Here is a 21256-nt window from a genome sequence, read left to right on the forward strand (position 1 = left end):
AAAGCCCTGTGTTCACACTGAGCGCCCTAGCTCACTCGCGCGGCCGGCCGAGCCTCCATTGAGTGTGAAGCGTGGGCGGGAAAAAGCCCCGTTTGACCGCCCAGGGTTCACACCGAAAGCCCTACGCGCACAACGAATGGCGAACGGAAACTCACGCCGGGTGCAGGCTGACCGGTATGCCGGAATAGCGCACCATGCCGGTCACCACGTCGATGTCGTCCTTGCTGGTCAGGCGATTGACGTTGGCCGAGTGGTGGCCGTGCGGAATTGACACCGCCCCGCGCCGTATCGATTCGTCGACCTTGGCGACACCGGTCAATTCGCCGTTCGCGCTTCGCACGATTACCTTTTCGCCGTTCACGACGCCCGCGGCCGAGCCGTCGTCGGGGTGGATGAGGATCTCGGGCGGTTCGCCGAGGAAATCGAGCTGCCCGTTCAGCTTCTTGCGCTGCCGGCGCGGCACCATCACCAGCGGCGTGGGTGGCTCGAGCGCGGCCAGCTGATCGACCAATAGCGGCGGCGCCAGCCGCCACCCGCCCATCCGCGCGATGTGGTCCTCGACCCACTGCGCCGGTAGCTCCCGGGGTACCTCGGCCCAACCGGTCGCCGCCACCTCGTCGTATTTGGCCCGGGCGCCGGCCAGCAACACGTTCAGCACGTCGTCGTCGGTGCTGGTGTCGGGATCGCCCAGGCTGCCCAGCTGGTAACCGAGCCGGCGGCCGAGTTCGGCGAAGACCCACCACATCGAGCGCCGATCACCGACCGGTTTGACGACGGCCGGGCTGTATTGGACGGACACCCGCGAACTCAGGATGTCGTGGATGGTGATGTCGGGCCGTTCCAACGGGTCCTTGGTCGGCAGCACGTGGGTGGCCAACTCGGTGGTTTCGTTGTTGATGATTTCGGTGGTGGCAAAGACTTCGAGGTTGCGCAGGGCCGGAATCAGCTTTCCCGTCTCCGGGAAGCTGGTGACCAGGCTGCCGCCGACGTTGATCAGGGCGCGGATGTGGCCGGCGGCGATCTCGTCGGGCAGCACGGCGCAGGGCCACTCGTTGATGAACGCCTGCGCCTCCGGGCGGCTGCGGGGGCCGGGACCGAACGCCCCCTCGATAGGCGTGACGGGCAGCAGGTCGCCGAAAGCCTCTAATTGATAGGCGAATCCGGGATGGAACCACGTGCCGCCGGGTCGGTTCATCGCGCCGGTGAGGATCATCAGCACCCAGGCCAGCCATTGCGTGACGTTGCCGCGCTCGGCCGTCATGGTGACGCCGACGCCGGTCTCGATCGCGACGCATTTGGCGGCGCGCACCGCCGCACACAGCCGCGTCAGCTCGGCCTCGGTCACGTCGGCGAGCCGCGCGGTGTGTTCGAGCGTGAACGGCTCGACCGCGGCCGCCAGCGCGTCGATGCCCTGCACGGGCACATCGGTTTTCCTGCCGTCGCGCAGGATCTCGCGGACCAGGTATGCCAGCACCGCGTGGTCGGTGCTGGGCCGCGGCGCCAGATGGCCGGTGGCCAGTCGCGCGGTCTCGGTGCGCCGCGGATCGATCACCCACACCTGGCCGCGTTTGGCGATGGCACGCACGGTGCCGGTGGGGTTGGGCATCGAGATCGCATGGCCATGCGACACAACGGGATTCACGCCCACGAGCATCAGAAAGTCGGCGTTGTCGAGGTCGGTGCGGCCGGACAGTCCCATGAATCCGCCCACCAAATCAGAGATTAACGGTTTGGCCGTGCCGTCGATGGTCAGCGGGCTGAACTTGGCCGGCGTACCGATCGCCGCGTGCAGGGCCTCGGCCATCCGGAAGCCGGCGCTTTCCATGGTGGAAAAGTAGAAGGCCACCGATTCCGGTCCGTGCCGGTCGATGATGTCCTTCAGCCGAGCGCCCAGGTCGTCGAGGCAGACGTCCCAGGTGGTGTCCTGCAGCCGCCCGTCGATGCGCATCCGCGGGCGTTCGAGACGGTCCGGGTGGTGGTGCACCTGACCCAGCGCGCGACCCTTGGCGCAGGTGTAGCCCCGCGAGAACGGGTGGTCCTGGTCGCCGCGGACGCGAATGACGTCGTCGCCCTCGACGTCGACGAGGATTCCGCAAACGGATGTGCAGACGCGGCAGAAACTACGCACCGTTTCCATAGGTCGATAACGTACTCTCGCGCGCGGAGAAGCACCATCACAATTCGGAGAATGCGACTTCCGCTCAGGCCAATTTCAGGTCCAAGGGCCGGGGTAGTGGCCGTTTTCGTCCTGGATCAGCACGATCTCCTTGCAGTCGCCGCCGGTCGACGTCGCCGTCTCGCCGCGGCAGACCAGGGTCCAGCCATTGATTCGCCCGAACGGGCGAACGGACCAGCCGGAGGCGATTTGGTTGGCCGCCGGCAAGGCGATCACCGCCGGTGCGCCGCTGCCGTAGGTGACGTAGAGACGGTCGTCGAAGAAGGTCAGCTTGGCGATGGCCATCTGGGTGGCCTCATCGCGGCTCTTCAGCAGGTCCCACTGCTTGGCGCCCAGGTTCCAGACGCCGAACCCGAACTGTGAATTGTTCGAACCGCGGCCGTCGACGAACAATTTCCCGTCCGACAAGGTGGCGATCAAATCGCCGCCGGAGATCTTCTCCGAATCACCGAACTTGATCAGCGACTTGGCGTTCAAGTCGTAGAACATGGTCGACACGATCGGGGGGTCGTACGAATCCCAGTGCGCGAGCTTGACGAGTTTGTTGCTCCCGTCGCTCAGCTCGGCGTCGGCGGTCCGGATGTCGTTGTCCTGAAACACCGGTTCGCCCGTGGGCAGTCGTAGCTCCGCTCCCGACGTCTTGCCAATGGCGGTATTGCGTTGGAACGCAAGAACATCCTGCCAAGCCTGACCGGGTTGGGGATCGTTCCACGTCATCGAGAGGTCGGCATTGGACAGCATCACGGTCCGCGGTGGCGCGACCGCGCCGCGCCCGTCGGTGAAGGCGTTGACCAACGCCACGCCGCTTCGGGTGGCGGAAAGCCGCCATTCGTTCGCCGCCGTCAATGTCAGGTCGGGAGTGGGCGGTTGCAGTTCTTTGGTGGCCAGCGGCTGGCTGCTCTTGAGATCGAACAGATACGCGGTCGTCTTGGTGACCTGGGGTGCGGGCGCTTGTGCCGGTTTGGCAGTCGTGACCAGATAGACGACTTTCATATCGTCGACGGTGTTCGACAGCGCGCACATGGCGCCGGTGACGTTTTCGTCGGCGGGAATCATCGGCAGATCGGGTGAGGCGAACTGCCCCGTTTTCGGATCGAAGACCTTGGGGCGGATGTCCTCGAGCGCCGACTTGCTGACCGTGAATTGGTCCGGGCAGCCGAAGTACGCGGTCCCGCCGTAGCTTTTCCAATCTTTCGCCAACGGACTCGTCTCGGTCGGCGGCGCGACGACCTTACTGGCGGCGACGCTGGGCGGAGCGTAGGTGGTCGGCTTGGCCGCGGGCGGGGGCGCGCTCGTCGCTGCACAGGCGGCGTTCAGACAAGCGGCCAAAGCGAATATTGCAACACTGCGTGTAGACATGCACAGCCCTTAATGACATACATCAGAAAGCCCCCCGGCTAAGACCCCAAAGAGTGAGCCTAGAGGTGTTCGGTTCCTGCCGCGACTCGGGCAGGCGAGAGGAGCCCCGCCATGAGCGGTGTCGAAGCGCGGTCAACATCGCCCGGGGGTCGCTATGTCGTCGGCGTTGACCCCTTTGAAGCACGCGCCTCTCAGTGGGTCGATACGCCCGTCCTCGTCGATACAGCCGCCGGCCGGACGCTGCTGGCTTTGACTGATTGCTATTGGCACCTGGATTCCGCGGACTGGGAAAGCGAATCCGTGGTGGTCCTGCACTTGCGTCACTTCCCCGACCCGCACCACTACCGCTGCACCGTCGTCGTCGACTGCCAGCACCGCACTGCCAGCCTCGACGGAGCCGAACCGCACCCGCTCGGGCAGCTCGACGAGATCCTCGGCCAGGCCTACACCGCCGGCGTGGTAGACCCAGACGCATGACTGCTCTCGCTGACGAGACCCGGTGGATGGACGCGACCGACCAGGCGGCGCTGGTGGCCAAGGGCGAGGTCACGCCGAGCGAGCTGCTGGAGGCCGCGATCCAGCGGATCGAGCAGTCGAACCCGGCGCTGAACGCCGTCGTCATCGAGTGGTTCGAGCACGCCCGGTCCATTGCCGCCGACCCGCATTTGCCCGACGGGCCATTCCGCGGCGTGCCGTTTCTGCTCAAGGACCTCTACACGAGCTTCGCCGGCCAGACCCTGTCCAACGGCAACATTGCTCTGAAGAACGCGGCCAAAATCGACACCGCCGACACCACGCTGGTGGCCCGGTTCAAGGCGGCGGGGCTGGTCATCGCCGGGCGGACGAACAGCCCCGAGATGGGCAGCCTGCCGACCACACAGCCGCTGGCCTGGGGCGCGACCCGCAATCCGTGGGCGCTCGACCGCACCCCGGGCGGGTCCAGCGGCGGCGCGGCGGCCGCGGTGGCCGTCGGGATGGTTCCCTTCGCCAACGCATCGGACGGCGGCGGGAGCATTCGCATTCCGGCCTCGTGCTGTGGGTTGGTGGGCCTCAAACCCAGCCAGGGGCGAATCACCGTGGGGCCGGCGCGCGCCGAGGTTGGGCTGGGGGTGGAACTGGGCCTCAGCCGCACGGTGCGCGACACGGCCGCACTGCTCGACGCGGTGCGCGGCCCCGGTGTCGGCGACACCGTGATCGCACCGGCACCGCGGCGGCCCTACCTCGACGAGGTCGGCGCCGATCCCGGTCGGCTGCGCATCGGGCTGCTCGACGTCCATCCGCGTGGCGAATTCCTGCACGGGGATTGCGTTTCGGCGGTGCGCGCCGCCGCGACGATGCTGGAGCGGCTCGGGCACATCGTCGAGCCGGCGTGGCCGGATTGTCTGGCCGATGCCACGTTGCCGCGCAAGTTCATGGCGCTGTGGGTGACGCAAATGGCAATGGCGGCACGCGAATTCGGTGCGAAGATCGGCCGGGAGCTGACCGCGGACGACATCGAGCCGGTGAACTGGGCGGGCATCCAGCAGGCGCGGCGGTTGACCGCCGTCGACTACGCCGTCGCCGAGGCCGAGGGGTGGGCCTTCCGCCGCGCGCTGCAGCAGTGGTGGGCCGACGGTTGGGACCTGCTGCTGTCACCGACCGTGGCCGAACCGCCGCCGCTGCTAACGGAATTCGAGAACAACCCCGAGCATCCCACGGCGCCGCAGCGCCGCGCCGGGCAGTTCGCCGCCTTCACGCCGCCGTTCAACATGAGCGGACAGCCCGCGATCAACCTGCCCCTGCACCGCAACGCCGACGGCCTACCGATCGGAATCCAGCTCGCCGCCGACTATGGACGCGAGGACGTTCTCATTCGGGTTGCCGCCCAATTGGAGTCGGCGTATCCGTGGGCGTCCGTTCACGCGCCTGTCGTCTGAAGCCGCTTGATTGGGTCCCGTGTCGGTCGATGAGGGATGAGACATTGGTCACGCTCGTCGGCAATTTCGGCTTGCGCTATTGATGCGCTAAGCTCTTGGCAACGTTGGCCTCTCGAACAAGCGATGCCGACACGTCGTGGAACGCTTCTTCATCCTCCACCGGCGCCGCCGCGAACTGCAGGCCGGCACCGATTCCAGATGATTCGTGCACCCAGCACCACTCGTCTCGCGGCGATCGATATTGCCCACCGGCAATCTCGCCACCTTGTGCCGCCTTTGGCACACCCGATGCCCGAAAGGCACCGAAAAATTGACTACAGACAAGACCTTCGCCGATCTCGGCGTGCCGCCGGCGCTGATCGACGTGCTCACCGCGCGCGGCATCACACAACCGTTCCCGATTCAGATCGAGAGCCTGCCCGACACCCTCGCCGGACGTGACGTTCTCGGCCGCGGCAAGACGGGCAGCGGAAAGACGCTGGCGTTCTCGATTCCGTTGGTCAGCCGGCTTTCCGCGCACCAGCGCCGGGCGTCGCGACCGTCGGGTTTGGTGCTGGCCCCCACTCGTGAGTTGGCCACCCAGATAACCGCGACGTTGCAACCGTTGGCGGCCGCCTACGAGTTGCGGGTCACGACGATCTTCGGCGGCGTTCCCCAAGCCCGACAGGTGGCCGCACTGCGATCCGGCGTCGACATCGTGGTGGCGTGCCCGGGTCGGCTCGAGGACCTGATGAAGCAACGATTGATCAGCCTCGACGCGGTCGAGATCACGGTGATCGACGAGGCGGATCACATGGCCGACCTCGGTTTCCTGCCCGGCGTCACGCGGATTCTGGCCGCCACGCCGGCCGGGGGGCAGCGGCTGCTGTTCTCCGCGACGCTGGACAATGGCGTCGACAAACTCGTCAACCGGTTTCTGCGTGATCAGGTTTTGCATTCCGTGGACGAGCCGAACTCGCCGGTGGACGCGATGACCCATCACGTGTTTCACGTCGCCGGGGCAGACGCCAAGAAGGAACTGGTGCATCGGCTGGCCTCCGGCACCGGGCGTCGGATCCTGTTCATGCGCACCAAGCACCACGCGCGCCGGCTCGCCAAACAGCTCAACGAATCCGGGATTCCGTCAGTCGACCTGCACGGCAACCTGTCTCAACCCGCACGTGACCGCAATCTCGCCGCGTTCGCCGCTGGTGAGGCCCGCGTGCTGGTGGCGACCGACATCGCGGCACGGGGTGTGCACGTCGATGAGATCGAGTTGGTGGTCCATATCGATCCGCCCGCCGAGCACAAGGCCTATCTCCATCGTTCCGGGCGCACGGCGCGGGCCGGAAACACGGGCGACGTGGTCACGGTCGTGTTGCCCGAGCAGCGCAGGGACACTCAGGCGTTGCTGCGCCGGGCCGGCATCCACGTGACTCCCCAGCTGGTGGCCGCCGACTCACCCGTCGTGCACGCACTGGTCGGTGAGGTCGCTCCCTACCAGGCGCCCACCCCCAAAAAGGCGCCGCCGCAACAACCTTCGCGCGGCGGTCGGTCGGGTGTTGCCGGGCAGCGCCGTCGCCGGTCCCGGCGTCCGCAACCGAGCACTCGGTACCAGCGGACGTGATGGGCCGGTCGACCCCTACGCGGCGTCAAACTCGATCGGTAGCCTCGTCGGCCCGCTCAGGCTCATCATCGGCTTCCAGGGAACTGGCCCGACGATGCGCGGGTTCGGCAGTCGGGCCGTCAGGACGTTCAGCGCTTCGGCGAGCTCGCGCCTGGCCAGATTGGCACCCAGGCAATAGTGGACGCCGCCCCCGAATGTCAGTATCGCGGGCGCTCCCTCGCGCGTGATGTCGACGCGGTCGGGTTCGTCGTAGACGGCCGGATCACGGTTTGCCGCAGCGGTATTCACCACCACCATGGTGCCCGCGGGGAACAGGTAGCCGTCCAGCTCGGCATCCTCGACGACCATGCGAAGGGTTCCGCAGGCGATCGGCGAGTGGCGCATGGTCTCCTCGACCGCGCGCATCGCGAGTTCGGGATGCTCCTTGAGCAACTCCCACTGCTCCGGATGCTCACACAGCACGTGCACCGAGGCGGCCAACTGGTTGCGGGTGGTGTCGGTCCCCGCCAGCAGCAGGCCGCCCGCCATCATGCGCAGTTCGGCCGCGCTGAGGCGATCGCCCTCATCCTCGGCGCGAATCAGGTCGGAGAGCAGGTCGTCGGTCAGGCTGTGTCGGCGCCGCGCGACCATTTCGTCGACGTAGCCGTCGAGTTCGCCCCACGCGCGCATGACAACCGGCTCGATTTCGCGGACACCCTCGGTGAAGGTGAAGGCCTTGAACACGTCGTCGGCCCACAACGAAAACCGTTGCCAATCCTCGCGGGGCGCGCCGAGCAACGCGCAGATGATTGGCACGGGGTAGGGCCGCGCGAGGTCGTCGACGACTTCGCAGCGGCCGGCGCCGGCGACGCGATCCACTAGCTCGTTCATCACCGCGACCATGGTGTCGTGCAGGCGCAGGGTCGCTCGCGGCGTGAACGCCTTGGACGCCAGGCTGCGGACTCGATGGTGGGCGTCTCCCTCCATGCACAGCAGGCTGTTGACCACCTTGTCCCACAGCGGACCCGAAGTTATCTCCTGCACAAGGAGATTCAGGCCCGGCGGGATCTGAAACCGGTTGTCCCGCAGTATCGAACGGGCCAGGTGGTAGGAGAGCGCTTCGGGTCCGAACGGCCCCAGCGCGATCGGGGCCAGCCGTTGCGCCGTCTGCAGCCGCGGATAGATCTCGGCCGGGGTTTCGGTTTGCTCATAGGCGAGCACGGGCAGATCGGCGTCGAAAACCGGCACGGGCACAGTACCGACGGCCATGCGGTCTCCTCGCGGACAACTTTCACTCAATGTATGGCCGGCCGCCAGCCGTGTCAACGATTGTGGTGGAACGTCCGGTGGTTCGCCATACACAAGGTCAATTGCGTATTGTCTTTGCGCCGAGCCGCTATATGCCGTAATCCGGCAGGTCGAAATCGTCGCGCACGCCCCCGGCGACAAGCTTCGTCAACGGCCCGAAATTCGTCGAGCGCATCGCCAGGTTTCGGAACCACAGGCCAAGGCGGGTGCGCGTCGCGAAAAACGAAATGTAGCGCGCCGCGCTGGCTTGCTTGGCCGTGATGAACGGACGCAGGCGCTGTTCGTAGGCAGCGAAGGCGCGCCGGTGGTCGGTGCCGGCGCGGTCGAGTTCGCCGGCCAGGGCGTATGCCTCGGTGATCGCCAGCCCGGTGCCCTCGCCGCCCAATAGCGAAATACACCCGGCCGCGTCGCCGACCAGCAGCACCCGTCCGCGCGACCAGCGGTCCATGCGGATCTGGCTGACGACATCGAAATACAAGTCCTCGACGTCGTCGAGCGCCGATAGGATGTCTCGGCATTCCCAACCGACGTCACCGAACTCGTTGCGCAGCTGATCTTTTGGCGCCATCTGCGGGTCGTCGTGCTTGGCGCGGAAGATGAACAGGAACATGGTGCGGTCGCCGCGCAGTGCGAAGCGGTCCAGCTGGCGACCGGGTGTGCTGTACATGACGTAGGCCAGTTCGTCGCGGGGTCGGTACCCGTCGACCACGCACGCCGCGACCTTGCAGCCGAGGTAGTGCTCGAAGTCGCGCTCGGGCCCGAAAACGAGGCGACGGACGTTCGAGTGCAATCCGTCGGCGCCGATGACCAGGTCGAAATCGCGTGGCGCGGCCTTGTCGAAGGTTAGCCGCACACCGTCGGTGTGCTCGTCGATCGTGGCGATGCTGTCGCCGAAGATCGTTTCGACCTTGTCTTCGATGGTGGTATAGATCGCTCCGGCGAGGTCGCCGCGGGGGAGGCTGGTGAGGTCGTTGCCCAACACCTGGCGAAAGGCCTCGACGTCGATGTCGGCCTTGATCTGGCCGCGGGAGCCGACGGAGCGGACCCGTTCGATTTGGTACCCGGCGGCGCGGATCGCGTCTTCGATTCCCATGCGTGTGGCCACTTGATAGCCGACGCCCCAGAAGTCGATCATGTAGCCGCCGGTGCGAAAGCTCGGCGCCTTCTCGATGAGGGTGGGGGTGTGGCCCGTGCGATACAGCCAGTGGGCGAGCGACGCGCCCGCCACACCGGCCCCGCTGATCGCGACATGCATAGTGCAATTGTGCCCCTGGGCAATATTTCTCCTCCACCCGCCCCTGCTTTTCGAAACCCGCGGTAGCGAATTAGCGCGCACCAACTAAGGTCGCCGTTGTGGACTTCGAGCTCGACGAGGAGCAGCGGGCCTGGCTGGCCGAGGTGCGGCGCTTCCTGCAGGACAATGTCACGCCCGCGCTGCGCGCCGAGATGGCCGAGCACGGGTTGGAGTTTCAGGGTGGTGAGCTCTCGGCATTCCGCCGCAAGATCGGGCAGCGCGGCTGGTTCGGCCTGAACTGGCCCGCGGAGTACGGGGGACTGGGGCTCACCGCCATGCATCAGCACCTGCTGATGAGCGAGTTCGAATACTGGGGCGTGCCGGGGCCCGACCTCACCGTCACCTCGGTGGCGCCGATGATCATGCGGCACGGCACCGAACAGAACAAAAAGGAGTTCCTGCCGGGCATCGCCCGCGGCGAAATCGTCTTTGCGCTCGGCTATTCCGAGCCGAACGCGGGCACCGACCTGGCCAGCCTGCGAACCCGCGCCGTTCGCGACGGCGACGAGTGGGTGATCACCGGAGCCAAGATCTGGAACAGCGGGGCGCAACGATCGACGCACGAATGGCTGTGCGTACGAACCGATCCCGATGCACCGCGACACCGCGGCATCTCGGTGATCGCGGTGCCCGTCGATCAGCCCGGCATCGAGATCCACCCGCTGTACGCGTGGTCCGGCTACCGGACCAACGAGACGTTCTTCCGCGACGTGCGGGTACCGGTCACCAACCTGATCGGCGAGGTCAACATGGGCTGGAGCTATATCACCGGCGCGCTGGACCTCGAGCGCGGCGCGTTGACAAACGCCGGCGACCTGCGCCGAGCGCTCGACGATCTGGTTGCCCTGGCGGGCCGGCCGTTACGGGACGGGTCGGTGCCGGCGCAGGACCCGGTGTTGCGCCGCCGCCTCGCGCAAGCCGAGGCCGACGTCGAAGTCGCGCGGCTGATGGGCTACGAAGCCGCGTCGATGCTCGATAGCGGGCGCATCCCGACCGTCGAGGTCAGCGTCGAGAAGATCTTCACCAGCGAATTGCGCCAGCGCATCGCCGATTTGGCCATCGACCTCCTGGGGCCCGACGGGCTGATCGCGCACCGCAGCCCGGATGCGCCGCTGGACGGCTTCTTCGAGCGTCTCTACCGGGTGTCGCCGTTGATGCGCTTCGGGGGTGGGACCAACGAGGTACTCCGCGATGTGATCGCCCAGCGCGGTCACGGAATGCCTTCCTACGGGCGGTGACCGGCGTGCGATTGATACCCGATCAGGACCGGCGCGATCTGGCCGCCATGTGTCGCGACCTGTTGACCGCCGAATGCCCGACCACGCTAGCGCGCGCCCTGCACAGCCCCGACGGCGTACGCATCACACCGGGGTTGTGGAAGGCGCTCGCCGAGGCCGGCGTGTTGGGCCTGGGCATCGAGGAAGGGTTGGGCGGCTCCGGCGGCGGGCTTGCCGATCTCGGCGTGTTCTGCATCGAGGCCGGACGGGCGTTGTGCCCCATGGTCGTTCACAGCACGCTGCACGCGGCGCTCGCCGTCGACTGGCTTGGCACCGGTGCGGCGCGCGAGACCTGGCTGCCCCTGCTGGCGGCGGGGAGCACGCGGGGCACCACCGCGTTGTGGAGCCCGCGCGACGCTTCGGCGGTTACTCCAACGCTGCGCGCCCGGCGAGACGGCGACGGATGGCGGCTGGACGGCGTGGCCGACTTCGTCGCCGACGCCGACATCGCGGACCTGATCGTCGTGGCCGCCGAAGCGGACTCTGGCGCTTTGGGTTTCGTCATCGACTCCGGTTCATCCGGGGTGTCGGCGCGGCCGCTGGCCATGATGGGCGGCCACCGCGCGTTCACCGTCGGATTCGACGGCGTGTTGGTTGACGATCAGCGCCGAGTCCTGGGCGGCCTCGCCGAGCAGGACCTGCGACGGGTGAGCAATGCCGCCGCGGCGTTGCTGTGCCTGGATCTGATGGGGGTGGCCGAGGCCGTGCTGCAGCGCACCGTGGACTACATCAAAATGCGCGAGCAGTTCGGCCGCCCCATCGCGTCCTTCCAGGCCGCCCAGCATCTGGTGGCCGACATGCACATCGCGCTCGCCGCGGCCCGGCTGGCCGCTCAATCGGCGGTCTTCTGGATCGGGCGCGGCCGGATCGGCACCCGGGAAACCGCCATCGCCAAGATGCGGGCGGACGCCGTCAAGAAGATCACCCTCGACGCCCACCAGCTGCACGGCGGGATGGGCTACGTCCTTGACACCGATTTGCACCTGTTCTCCGAGCGCGCCCGCGTCCTGGCGACGATGGGCGGCGGCGCCGACACCGCAGCGAAATGGCTTGCCGACGAGATGGATTGGGAGGTTTCACATTGACCGACAGCCTCATCGATGCCGAATCCGCCGCGCGGGTCGGCACCGTCGTGGCGACCGCCAGCGGCGAGGTGAACAGCCGCGACTGGCAGCGATGGGCCGCGGCCGTCGGCGACCACAACCCGCTGTGGTTCGACGGCGAATACGCGCGGGCGCACGGCTACCGCGACATCATCTGTCCGCCGCTGTTTTTGCAATACGCCGTCCTCGGCGTGAGCGCACTGGGTGACCTGCGGCCCGACGGATCGTCCGGCGCGGTCACCGGCAGCCTGGCGTTTCCGCGCGCACCGCGCCGGATGGCCGGCGGGGAGAGCACCACCTTTCACTTGCCCGCCTATCACCGCGACCAGATCGAAATGGTGCGCACCGTCGAGTCGATCGTGGAAAAGGAAGGCAGGTCGGGCAGATTCGTGTTGGTGACCTGGCGCGGCGAATACCGCAATCAGCACGCCGAGTTGGTCGCCGAGGCCAGCATGTCGATGATCGCGCGGCCCGCATGACCGAACAGCTGTATTACCAGGACGTCGAAACCGGCGCCGCGATAACGCCTTTGAAGGTGACCGTCACCGAGACGCAGATGTTCTTCTTCAGCGCCGCGACCTACAACGGCCATCGCATCCACTACGACAAGGACTTCGCGCGCGACGTCGAAGGCTACGAGAACGTCCTCGTCCAGGGGCCGTTGCAGGCGGCGCTGCTGTCACGGGCGCTCACCGACTGGATCGGCGGCGGCGGCCGGCTGGTGGCGTTCTCGGTGCAGAACCGCGCGATCGCCCACCCGGGGCAGGAACTGACGTTCGGGGGCGTGGTCACCGGCAAGCGGGAGACGGACGGGCAGGCCCTGGTGGATCTGGACATCTTCTGCCGGCGCGGTGAGGACCTGTTGATGCCCGGCACCGCGACCGTCGCGCTGCCGTTACGAGGCGCGCGATGACCGGCCTGCGCGGGGAAGCGGCCATCATCGGCATCGCGGAGTTGCCGGCCGAACGCCGTCAGAGCCGCCCGCCGTCGTTCACGCTGGACCAGTACGCCTTGCTGGCGAAGCTGGTGATCGAGGACGCGGGCGTGGAACCCACCGTGGTGAACGGCTTGTCGTGCCACGGGATCGCGGAGTCGGACATGTTCGCGCCCGCGACGCTCTCGGAGTATCTGGGCCTGCCGCTGGACTTCGGCGACCGCGTCGACCTGGGCGGAGCGACCGCGGCAGGCATGGTGTGGCGGGCGGCCGCGGCGGTCGAATTGGGCGTGTGCGACGCGGTGCTGGCGGTGGTGCCGGGCTCGTTGGAGATTCCGCGTTCGGATTCGCGTCCCGAGCGAACCCTCGGCTGGTACGGCGCGTCGAGCAACAACTACGGCTCCCCGCAGGCCGAGTTCGAGATCCCCTACGGCAATGTCGGCCAGAACGCCCCGTACGCGCAGATCGCCCAGCGGTATGCCGCCGAATTCGGTTACGACGCCAGGGCTTTGGCGACGATCGCGGTGCACCAGCGGACCAACGCGTGCGCGCACCCCGACGCGGTGTTCCACGGCAAGCCGATCACCGTCGACGACGTGCTGAACAGTCCCGTCATCGCCGACCCGATCCACATGCTGGAAACCGTGATGCGGGTCCAAGGAGGCGCCGCCGTGCTCGTCGCCAACGCCGACGTGGCGCGCCGGACCCGCCACCGACCGGTGTGGGTGAAGGGGTTCGGCGAGCACATCCGGTTCAAAACCCCCACGTACGCCGACGATCTCATCCGCACGCCGATCGCCCGGGCCGCCGACAAGGCATTTACCATGGCGGGCCTGCAGCGCGCCGACGTCGACGTCGCATCGATCTATGACTGCTACACGATCACCGTGCTGATGACGCTCGAGGACGCCGGATTCTGCGGCAAGGGGGAGGGCATGCGGTGGCTGACCGAGCACGACCTGACCTTTCGCGGCGACTTCCCGCTGAACACCGCCGGCGGCCAGCTGTCGTTCGGCCAGGCCGGCATGGCCGGCGGCATGCACCACGTCGTCGACGGCGCGCGGCAAATCATGGGCCGCTCCGGACGGGCGCAGGTGCGCGAGTGCAACACGGCGTTCGTGACGGGCAACGGCGGCATCATGAGCGAGCAGGTGGCCCTTTTGTTGGGCGGCGACTGAGATGACCGAAGCCTTCCCCCTTCCCGAGCCGACACCCGTGTCGCGGCCGTTCTGGGATGCGTTGCGCGAGCACCGGATTCTGATCCAGTATTCGCCGTCGGCGGGCAAGTACGTCTTCTATCCGCGCACGCTTGCTCCCGGCACCCTGGCCGACGACCTGGAGTGGCGCGAAATCGACGGCGCGGGAACCCTGTACACCTTCACCGTCGCGCGGCGCCCGACCGGCCCACCGTGGGCCGACCGGCTGCCGCAGCTGCTGGCGGTGGTCGAGTGGGATGTGGGCCCGCGGGTCAGCACCGAACTGATCGGCGTCGAACCCGACGACATCCGGATCGGCATGCGGGTGTCGCCGGTGTTCTGCGCCACCGGAGACGTCACCCTGCTGCGGTATAGGCCCGCCGATGTTTGAGACGGTGCAGCAGCTGCTGCGCTCCCGCATGGCCGACGACTCGGTCGCGGTGATGCACGGCGAGAAGACCTGGACCTGGCGCGAGCACCTGAGTGAGGCATCGGCGGAAGCATCGGCGGTGCTGTCCCTGCTCGATGAGTCGGGGCCGCCGCATGTGGCGGCGCTGCTGGGCAATTCACCGGCGATGCTGCGGGCAATGGCAGCCGCGGCGCTCGGCGGCTACGTGCTGTGCGGGATCAACACCACCCGCCGCGGTGGAGGCCTGGCCGGCGACATCCGCCGATCGGACAGCCAGCTCGTGCTCGTCGACAGCGAACACCGTGCGCTGATCGACGGGCTCGACCTAGGCGGTGCAACGGTTTTGGACGTCGACACCGCCGGCTACCGGGACGCGGTCGCGACCGCGGGGCCGCTGGTGCCCCACGAGGTCAGCGGCGTCGATCCCGTGACGATGATCTTCACCTCGGGCACCAGCGGTGACCCGAAGGCGGTGCGCTTCGCGCACGCGATGGCGGTCATGTGTGGCGCGAGCCTGGTCGACCGGTTCGAAATCACGCCCGCCGACGTGTGCTACCTGGCGATGCCGCTGTTTCACTCCAACGGTGTCGCGGCGGGGTGGGCGGTGGCGATCAATGGCGGTGCTGCGATGGTCCCGGTTAAGTTCTCGCCGTCGCGTTTTCTTGCCGACGTGCGCAAGTATGGCGTGACCTACATGAACTACGTCGGCAAGCCACTGGCGCTGCTGCTGGGCACCCCGGAACGGCCCGACGATGCCGACAACACGCTGCGCGCCGCGTTCGGCAACGAGGCCACCGAGCGTGATATCGAGCAATTCGCAACGCGTTTCGGCTGCCGGGTGGTGGACAGCTTCGGATCCAGCGAGTTCGCCGTGGTCGTGATGCGGGAGGACGGAACGCCGCCGGGTTCGATCGGCAAGGGCTATCCCGGTGTCAGCGTCTATCACCCGGAAACCGTCACCGAATGTGCCCCGGCGATTTTCGACGAGCATGGTGCGCTCGCCAATTTCGACGAGGCCGTCGGCGAATTGGTCAACACCTACGGCGTGGGCGGATTCACGGGTTACTACAACGATCCCGACGCCACCGCCGAGCGGATGCGACACGGCATGTACTGGTCCGGCGACCTGGCCTACCGCGACGCCGACGGCTGGATCTATCTGGCCGGGCGCACCGCCGACTGGATGCGGGTGGACGGGGAGAACCTGGCGGCCGGACCGATCGAGCGTATCCTTGGGCGCCTGCCTCAGGTCAACCAGGTCGCCGTGTACGCGGTCCCCGACGAGCGGGTGGGCGATCAGGTGATGGCGGCGTTGGTGCTCAATGCGGCGTTGTCGCCCAAGGACTTTGAGGAGTTTCTCGCCGCCCAGGCCGACCTGTCACCGAAGGCGTGGCCCCGGTATGTGCGGATCAACAGCGAGCTGCCGCGCACCGCGACCAACAAGATCCTCAAGCGCGAGCTGATCAAGGCCGGCGTGACGGCCGGGGACGGGGTGTTGTGGGAGCGCGAGAGCCGTGGCCGCAAATACCAGCCGCGAGCGTAGCGTTCCGCTCGCGTACTACGCGCCCGTGTAATCCACCGGCCAGTGCTTGATGCCGTTGATGAACGGGGAGCGCAGCCGCTGGGGTGCACCCGTCGGGGCGAGGTCGGGCAGATGGTCGGCGATGGCGTTGAACATCAGGTCGATCGTCATGCGCGCGAGGTTGGCGCCGATGCAGTAATGGGCTCCGGTGCCGCCGAATCCCAAGTGCGGGTTGGGAAAACGCAGGATGTCGAAGGTGTACGGGTCGTCGAAGATTTCTTCGTCGAAGTTGGCCGAGCGGTAGAACATCACCACCCGCTGATCCTTCTTGATCGCCACCCCGCCGAGCTCGGTGTCGGCCAGCGCGGTGCGCTGAAACGCCGTGATGGGAGTGGCCCAGCGGATGATCTCGTCGGCGGCGGTCTTGGGTCGCTGCGCCTTGAACAGCTCCCACTGGTCGGGGTTGTCGGCAAACGCCATCATGCCCTGCGTGATCGAGTTGCGCGTCGTCTCGTTGCCGGCGATGCCGAGCGTGACCACGAACATGCCGAACTCCGCGTCGGATAGCCCGTCGCCGTCGGCGCCGGCCTGGATCAGCGTGGTCACGATATCTCGATCTTTTGGACCCGGCTCTTGCGCCTTGCGGGCCGCCAATTGCATGGCGTACCACATCAACTCACCCGCCGCGGTCAGCGAGTTGTGATGCGCGAACTCCGGGTCGTCGCTTCCGATCATCTGATTGGACCAGTCGAACAGCTTGCCGCGGTCCTCCGCCGGAATGCCCAGCAGTTCGGCGATGGCCTGTAGCGGCAACTCGGCGGCCACCTGAAGAACGAAGTCGCCCGAACCCTCTTCGGCGGCGCGCTGCGCGATGCGCTGCGAACGCTCACCAAGGTCGGCGCGTAACCGCTCGACCGCGCGGGGAGTGAAACCGCGGGCGATTATCTTGCGCAGCCTGCTGTGTTCGGGGTCGTCCATCATGATCATTGAGGTGCGGCCGGCCTCGATCTGGCCCTGCGCTTGATCCTCCGGGTAGCGCGGCACGATGGACTTCCTGGCCGACGAGAAGACGTCGGTTCGCAGCGAGACCTCGCGGACGTCGCGGTGCTTGGTCACCACCCAGTAGCCGCCGTCGCCGAAGCCGCCCTGGTCGAGCGGTTGGTCGTTCCACCAGATCGGTGCGGTGCGGCGCAGCTCGGCCAACTCCTGCGTCGGCAACCGGTGGGCGTAGATCTCCGGGTCGGTGAAGTCGAAACCCGGCGGGAGGTTCGGGGTGGCCATCGGAGCGCTCCTTCGGCTGCGGTTAGGGAGATGCTAGCCGCGCGGGTGCCGATTCGGTGCCAGCTATCTGCTTCCCGACGACCCCAGGGAGCGGCGTGGCCACTCGTTGCGGTCGGTCAACAAATATTCGGTGTGAAAGTTTTGTGGAAACGGTATGTGCGGCGCCGTGCGGGGCTACATTGCTGTTGCTCGCCGGGGGACATGACCAGCGGTGGGAGGCGGCAATGCCGTACGTGATCGCAGCAATGCCTGGTGGCGGCCAATTGGTCGGAACGGTACCGGGCAAGCTGCCGAGCGCGTGTTGCACGCTAGCGCAGGTCGTTGGCCGCCAAGAATCTTCCAAGTCGTACGGCGCAGCCTGCCTTGGCGAGCGGGCGCGAGCAGCAGATGAACGCGGTGTCTACCAATTTCCCGCCCTCGGGCAGTTCGTCAGGAGGCAGTGATGTCGTACATGTTGGCGGTTCCGGAGTTGTTGGCGTCGTCCACGGCGGATGTGGTGGGCATCGGCTCATCGCTGAATGCGGCTACCGCGTCGGCGGCGGCACCGACCACCGCGCTGGCGGCCGCGGCCGAGGACGAGGTGTCGGCGGCGATCGCGTCGCTGTTTTCTAGCCACGCCCGGCAATATCACGCGCTCAGTGCGCAAGCCTCCGCGTTTCATTCGCAGTTCGCGCAGGCGTTGAAGGCGGCGGGCAGCGCGTATGCGTCCGCCGAGGCGGCCAACGCGACGCCGTTGGCGGCGGTCGTCGCGGGAGCCCAGCATCTGGCGGTGTTCTCACCTGTTGCCGTGGCGACCGGGCGACCGTTGTTCGGCAACGGCGCCAATGGGACAGCGGCAAACCCGAATGGTAGGGCTGGCGGCATCTTGTATGGCAACGGCGGCAACGGTTATTCGCCGGCGGCTGGTTCGGGTCTGAACGGCGGCAACGGCGGGGCCGCGGGTGCCTTTGGGCATGGCGGTAACGGCGGAAACGGTGGTTCGGGCGCGGCCGGTGGTGCGGGCCAGGCGGGCGGTAACGGCGGCGCGGGTGGCAACGGTGGGGCGGCCGGCACGTTTGGTCATGGTGGAGCCGGTGGGACCGGCGGGGCTGGCGGCAAAGGGGGCGACGGCGCGACCGGCGGCGCCGGCGGTGTAGGCGGGGCCGCTGGGGCTGGCGGTAAGGGCGGGATCGGCGGCCCGGGCGCCAACGGTACTGGCGGTGTCGGCGGCGCTGGCGGCGCCGCAGGGGCCGGTGGTCATGGGGGTGCCGGTGGCAACGGCGGCAGCGGAGGCACCACCGGCAACGGCGGTGATGGCGGGACCGGCGGATTCGGGCAAGTGGGCGGCAACGGTGGGGTCGGTGGTGCGGGCGGCTCGTCGTCGGGCAACGGCGGCGATGGCGGAGCTGGCGGTATGGGTGTGACGGCGGGCAACGGCGGCGACGGTGGTAACGCGGGGATGGCCGGCAACGGCGGGGCTGGCGGGGTCGGCGGGGCAGGGGTGAACGGGGTGGACGGCGCCAGCGCCACCTCCGCTGGCGGCAGCGGTATCGGCGGCTCCGGGGGCGGTACGGGCGGCAACGGCGGGAATGGCGGGGCTGGCGGGTCGTCGTCGGGCGACGGCGGCCACGGCGGAAACGGAAACGGCAACGGCGGTAACGGTAACGGTGTGGACGGAATAGCGAAAACGGTGGCGACGGTGGATGGGGAGGCGTTGGCGCCTCTGGCGGAGCCGGCGGCAACGGTGGGGCCGGCGGCACGGCCGCTCATGGGACCGCGGGAAGCGCTGGTGATGGCGGGACCGGAGGCCGAGGTGGCAACGGGGGCACGCCCGGTGACGGCGGCAGGGGCGGAGATAGCACTGATCCCCTCTACAACGGCGGCAACGGCGGTAACGGTGGCAACGCGGGCCTAGGCGGTGCCGGTGGTGCCGGTGGCGCGGCGGGTGCCGGCTCGGGCGGCACGGCCGGAGCAAATGGCGCCAACGGCGGCCGGGTCAGCGGGCCGGCCGGCAACGGCGGGGACGGCGGGAACGGCTACACCGCGACCACCCCCGGGGGCAGCGGTACTGATGGTGGGGCCGGCGGCTTTGGTGGGTCGGTCGGCAACGGCGGTAACGGCGGTAACGGCGGTAACGGCGCGGCCGGCGACAACGGCTCTGACGGTAGCTACGCGGGTGAGGACGGGGGCTGGGGCTCCACCGGTGGGGCCGGCGGTGACGGCGGGACCGGCGGGGCCGGCGGTGCGCTGGGTGGCAACGGCGGCGCCGGCGGGAGTGGCGGCACCGGCGGCCAAGGTGGTGCCGGGGGTGCTGGCTTCAAAGGCGCCGACGGGGTCTCCGGCGTTAACGACGGTGCAGGCCAGCGCGGCGGATCGGGCGGTAACGGCGGCTATGGCGGCAACGGCGGTAGTGGCGGCCTGGGCGGGGTGGCGGTGCACGGCACCCCCGGTGCCGAAGGCGCCGGTGGTACCGGGGGGCAGGGCGGCACCGCGGGGACACCCGGCGATGGCGGCAATGGCGCGCCCGGGGTGGCTGGTCTGGCGGGTTCGGGTGGTGTCCTGGGGGCTGGTGGTGACGGCGGCAACGGCGGTGACCCGGGCCTACCCGGGTCCGGCGGCCAAGGCGGGCTTGGGTCCACCACCAGCGACGGCGCCACCGGCAACCTGCCCGCCGGGCCGGCCGGCAACGGCGGCAACGGCGGCAACGGCTACAGCTACACCGGTACCGGTACCGGCGCCAGCGGCGGCAACGGCGGCAACGGCGGGGACGGCGGGCAGATCGGTAACGGCGGTCTCGGCGGCAACGGCGGGACCGGCGACACCGGCACCGCCGGTGTCGAAAAAGGTGACCCAGGCGGACCCGGCGGCCAGGGCGGTAACGGCGGTAACGGCGGCTTGGGCGGCTCAATATCTGGAAACGGCGGCCAAGGCGGGGTCGGCGGCAATGGCGGTTCCGGCGGCACCGGTGGCGACGGCGGCATCGGTGGCGACGGCGGCGACGGCGGTTCCGGCGGCACCGGCGGCGGCGTGTCTGGGGGCGGGTCCGGCCACGCAGGTGCCGGAGGCTTTGGCGGCAACGGAGGCACGGGCGGGGGTGCTGGTAGCGCGGGCAACCCTGGCTCGGCACCTTCTGACACCAATGGAGGGCAGGGCGGCGCCGGCGGCCAAGGCGGCGCCAGCGGCGGTGGTGGCAGCGGCATCGTCGACATCGGCAACGACGTGGAGCAGATCGCGGTCAGCCCCATCGGACCCGAAGCAGGTGACGTTTACGTCACCAACACGTTCAGCAACACAGTCTCGGTGATCAACCCCATCACCAGGGCCGTCACCACCATCAGCCTCGCGGCCGGCGCCAGTCCGGAAGGGGTCGCCGTCAGCCCCGTGACCGGGTATGTCTACGTCGCCAACGGGAACGGCACCGTGTCGGTTATCAACCCGGCCACCAACGCCGTCCAGACCATCACCGTTGATAGTGCGGGAGGTAGTTACGGGCTGACCGCGGTCGCCGTCAGCCCGAAGGGACCCGAGGCTGGCGACATCTACGTCACCAACTACGTCAACGGCACGGTGTCGGTAATCAACCCTGCCACCAACGCCGTCGCTTACACCATCAATGTCCCTGCCGGCATAAGCGGCAACGGGGTCGCGGTCAGTCCCACTGGACCCGACGCCGGCGACATCTACGTCACCTCTCCCTATGCAGTGTCTGTGATCAGCCCCACCACCAATGACGTCGTCCAAACTGTCGACGTTTACAGTCCAGTTGAGGCGCTGGCGATCAGTCCCCAGACCGCGACGTCTACGCTGGCGGCTATGCCGGCAGCGGCACCGTGTGGGTGATCGAGCCTGGCAGCACTCAATACCCCGATGAGATCTATACCCCCTACGGACAGGGCGGGGTAGCGGTCAGCCCCACC

At 68.1% G+C, this 21256-nt stretch carries 18 protein-coding genes; 12 read left to right on the forward strand and 6 right to left on the reverse strand.

Annotated elements, in window-relative coordinates:
- Window positions 1-151: 151 nt before the first annotated feature.
- Both G6N66_RS02425 and G6N66_RS02430 read right to left on the reverse strand, forming a co-directional pair.
- A complete protein-coding gene (locus G6N66_RS02425) occupies window positions 152-2137 on the reverse strand; it encodes a molybdopterin-containing oxidoreductase family protein (protein WP_085235511.1) in 1986 nt (661 codons plus the stop codon).
- A 75-nt stretch (window positions 2138-2212) separates the two neighbouring features.
- Complete coding sequence (locus tag G6N66_RS02430) at window positions 2213-3535, reverse strand: hypothetical protein (protein ID WP_085235510.1); 1323 nt, start codon at window positions 3533-3535, stop codon at window positions 2213-2215.
- A 111-nt stretch (window positions 3536-3646) separates the two neighbouring features.
- Between G6N66_RS02430 and G6N66_RS02435 the strand changes: the two genes are divergently transcribed.
- From G6N66_RS02435 to G6N66_RS02445, 3 genes are all read left to right on the forward strand, one after another.
- Window positions 3647-4012, forward strand: a complete 366-nt coding sequence (locus G6N66_RS02435; RefSeq protein WP_139825456.1) for a hypothetical protein — start codon at window positions 3647-3649, stop codon at window positions 4010-4012.
- Entirely contained in the window at window positions 4009-5451 is a 1443-nt protein-coding gene (locus G6N66_RS02440) for an amidase (RefSeq protein WP_085235508.1), read from the forward strand. Before G6N66_RS02435 ends, G6N66_RS02440 begins: the two co-directional genes overlap by 4 nt.
- A gap of 310 nt (window positions 5452-5761) precedes the next feature.
- Window positions 5762-7057, forward strand: a complete 1296-nt coding sequence (locus G6N66_RS02445) for a DEAD/DEAH box helicase (protein WP_085235697.1) — start codon at window positions 5762-5764, stop codon at window positions 7055-7057.
- Between the two features lie 15 nt (window positions 7058-7072).
- On the opposite strand, the gene G6N66_RS02450 is transcribed toward G6N66_RS02445, so the two are convergent.
- On the reverse strand, window positions 7073-8305 hold the full coding sequence (locus G6N66_RS02450; RefSeq protein WP_085235507.1) for a cytochrome P450: 1233 nt from the start codon (window positions 8303-8305) through the stop codon (window positions 7073-7075).
- A 127-nt stretch (window positions 8306-8432) separates the two neighbouring features.
- On the reverse strand, window positions 8433-9599 hold the full coding sequence (locus G6N66_RS02455) for an FAD-binding domain (RefSeq protein ID WP_085235506.1): 1167 nt from the start codon (window positions 9597-9599) through the stop codon (window positions 8433-8435).
- A gap of 98 nt (window positions 9600-9697) precedes the next feature.
- Here G6N66_RS02455 and G6N66_RS02460 point away from each other — a divergent pair, with 98 nt between their 5' ends.
- The 7 genes from G6N66_RS02460 to fadD1 are packed head-to-tail and all read left to right on the forward strand — an operon-like array spanning window position 9698 to window position 16100.
- Window positions 9698-10876, forward strand: a complete 1179-nt coding sequence (locus G6N66_RS02460) for an acyl-CoA dehydrogenase family protein (protein ID WP_085235505.1) — start codon at window positions 9698-9700, stop codon at window positions 10874-10876.
- A gap of 5 nt (window positions 10877-10881) precedes the next feature.
- Window positions 10882-12000: an acyl-CoA dehydrogenase family protein gene (locus G6N66_RS02465; RefSeq protein WP_085235696.1), complete on the forward strand. Its 1119-nt coding sequence runs from the start codon at window positions 10882-10884 to the stop codon at window positions 11998-12000.
- Window positions 11997-12497 (forward strand): MaoC family dehydratase, encoded by a 501-nt coding sequence (locus G6N66_RS02470; protein WP_232079190.1) that lies wholly within the window; start codon window positions 11997-11999, stop codon window positions 12495-12497. The genes G6N66_RS02465 and G6N66_RS02470 overlap by 4 nt, the downstream gene beginning before the upstream one ends.
- A complete protein-coding gene (locus G6N66_RS02475) occupies window positions 12494-12931 on the forward strand; it encodes a MaoC/PaaZ C-terminal domain-containing protein (RefSeq protein ID WP_085235503.1) in 438 nt (145 codons plus the stop codon). Before G6N66_RS02470 ends, G6N66_RS02475 begins: the two co-directional genes overlap by 4 nt.
- Window positions 12928-14130 carry a thiolase family protein gene (locus G6N66_RS02480; protein WP_085235502.1) on the forward strand — a complete coding sequence of 401 codons (1203 nt, stop codon included), beginning with the start codon at window positions 12928-12930 and terminating at the stop codon, window positions 14128-14130. Before G6N66_RS02475 ends, G6N66_RS02480 begins: the two co-directional genes overlap by 4 nt.
- Before the next feature lies 1 nt (window position 14131).
- Window positions 14132-14539 carry a Zn-ribbon domain-containing OB-fold protein gene (locus G6N66_RS02485; RefSeq protein WP_085235501.1) on the forward strand — a complete coding sequence of 136 codons (408 nt, stop codon included), beginning with the start codon at window positions 14132-14134 and terminating at the stop codon, window positions 14537-14539.
- Window positions 14532-16100 (forward strand): fatty-acid--CoA ligase FadD1, encoded by a 1569-nt coding sequence (gene fadD1, locus G6N66_RS02490; protein WP_085235500.1) that lies wholly within the window; start codon window positions 14532-14534, stop codon window positions 16098-16100. The genes G6N66_RS02485 and fadD1 overlap by 8 nt, the downstream gene beginning before the upstream one ends.
- Before the next feature lie 15 nt (window positions 16101-16115).
- Here fadD1 and G6N66_RS02495 read toward each other — a convergent pair whose 3' ends face one another.
- Complete coding sequence (locus G6N66_RS02495) at window positions 16116-17360, reverse strand: cytochrome P450 (RefSeq protein ID WP_085235499.1); 1245 nt, start codon at window positions 17358-17360, stop codon at window positions 16116-16118.
- A gap of 442 nt (window positions 17361-17802) precedes the next feature.
- Between G6N66_RS02495 and G6N66_RS02500 the strand changes: the two genes are divergently transcribed.
- The gene (locus G6N66_RS02500; RefSeq protein WP_163645765.1) at window positions 17803-19254 is read left to right on the forward strand and encodes a PE family protein; all 1452 of its coding nucleotides are present in this window, start codon (window positions 17803-17805) and stop codon (window positions 19252-19254) included.
- Here G6N66_RS02500 and G6N66_RS30550 read toward each other — a convergent pair.
- A complete protein-coding gene (locus G6N66_RS30550) occupies window positions 19251-19778 on the reverse strand; it encodes a hypothetical protein (protein WP_163645766.1) in 528 nt (175 codons plus the stop codon). The two genes, G6N66_RS02500 and G6N66_RS30550, sit on opposite strands and share 4 nt — an antisense overlap.
- On the opposite strand from G6N66_RS30550, the gene G6N66_RS30555 reads away from it, so the two are divergent.
- Entirely contained in the window at window positions 19773-21179 is a 1407-nt protein-coding gene (locus tag G6N66_RS30555) for a YncE family protein (protein WP_163645767.1), read from the forward strand. The genes G6N66_RS30550 and G6N66_RS30555 overlap by 6 nt on opposite strands.
- Window positions 21180-21256 lie beyond the last annotated feature (77 nt).

Source organism: Mycobacterium conspicuum (assembly GCF_010730195.1).
In the GTDB taxonomy this organism is placed as follows: Bacteria; Actinomycetota; Actinomycetes; order Mycobacteriales; family Mycobacteriaceae; genus Mycobacterium; species Mycobacterium conspicuum.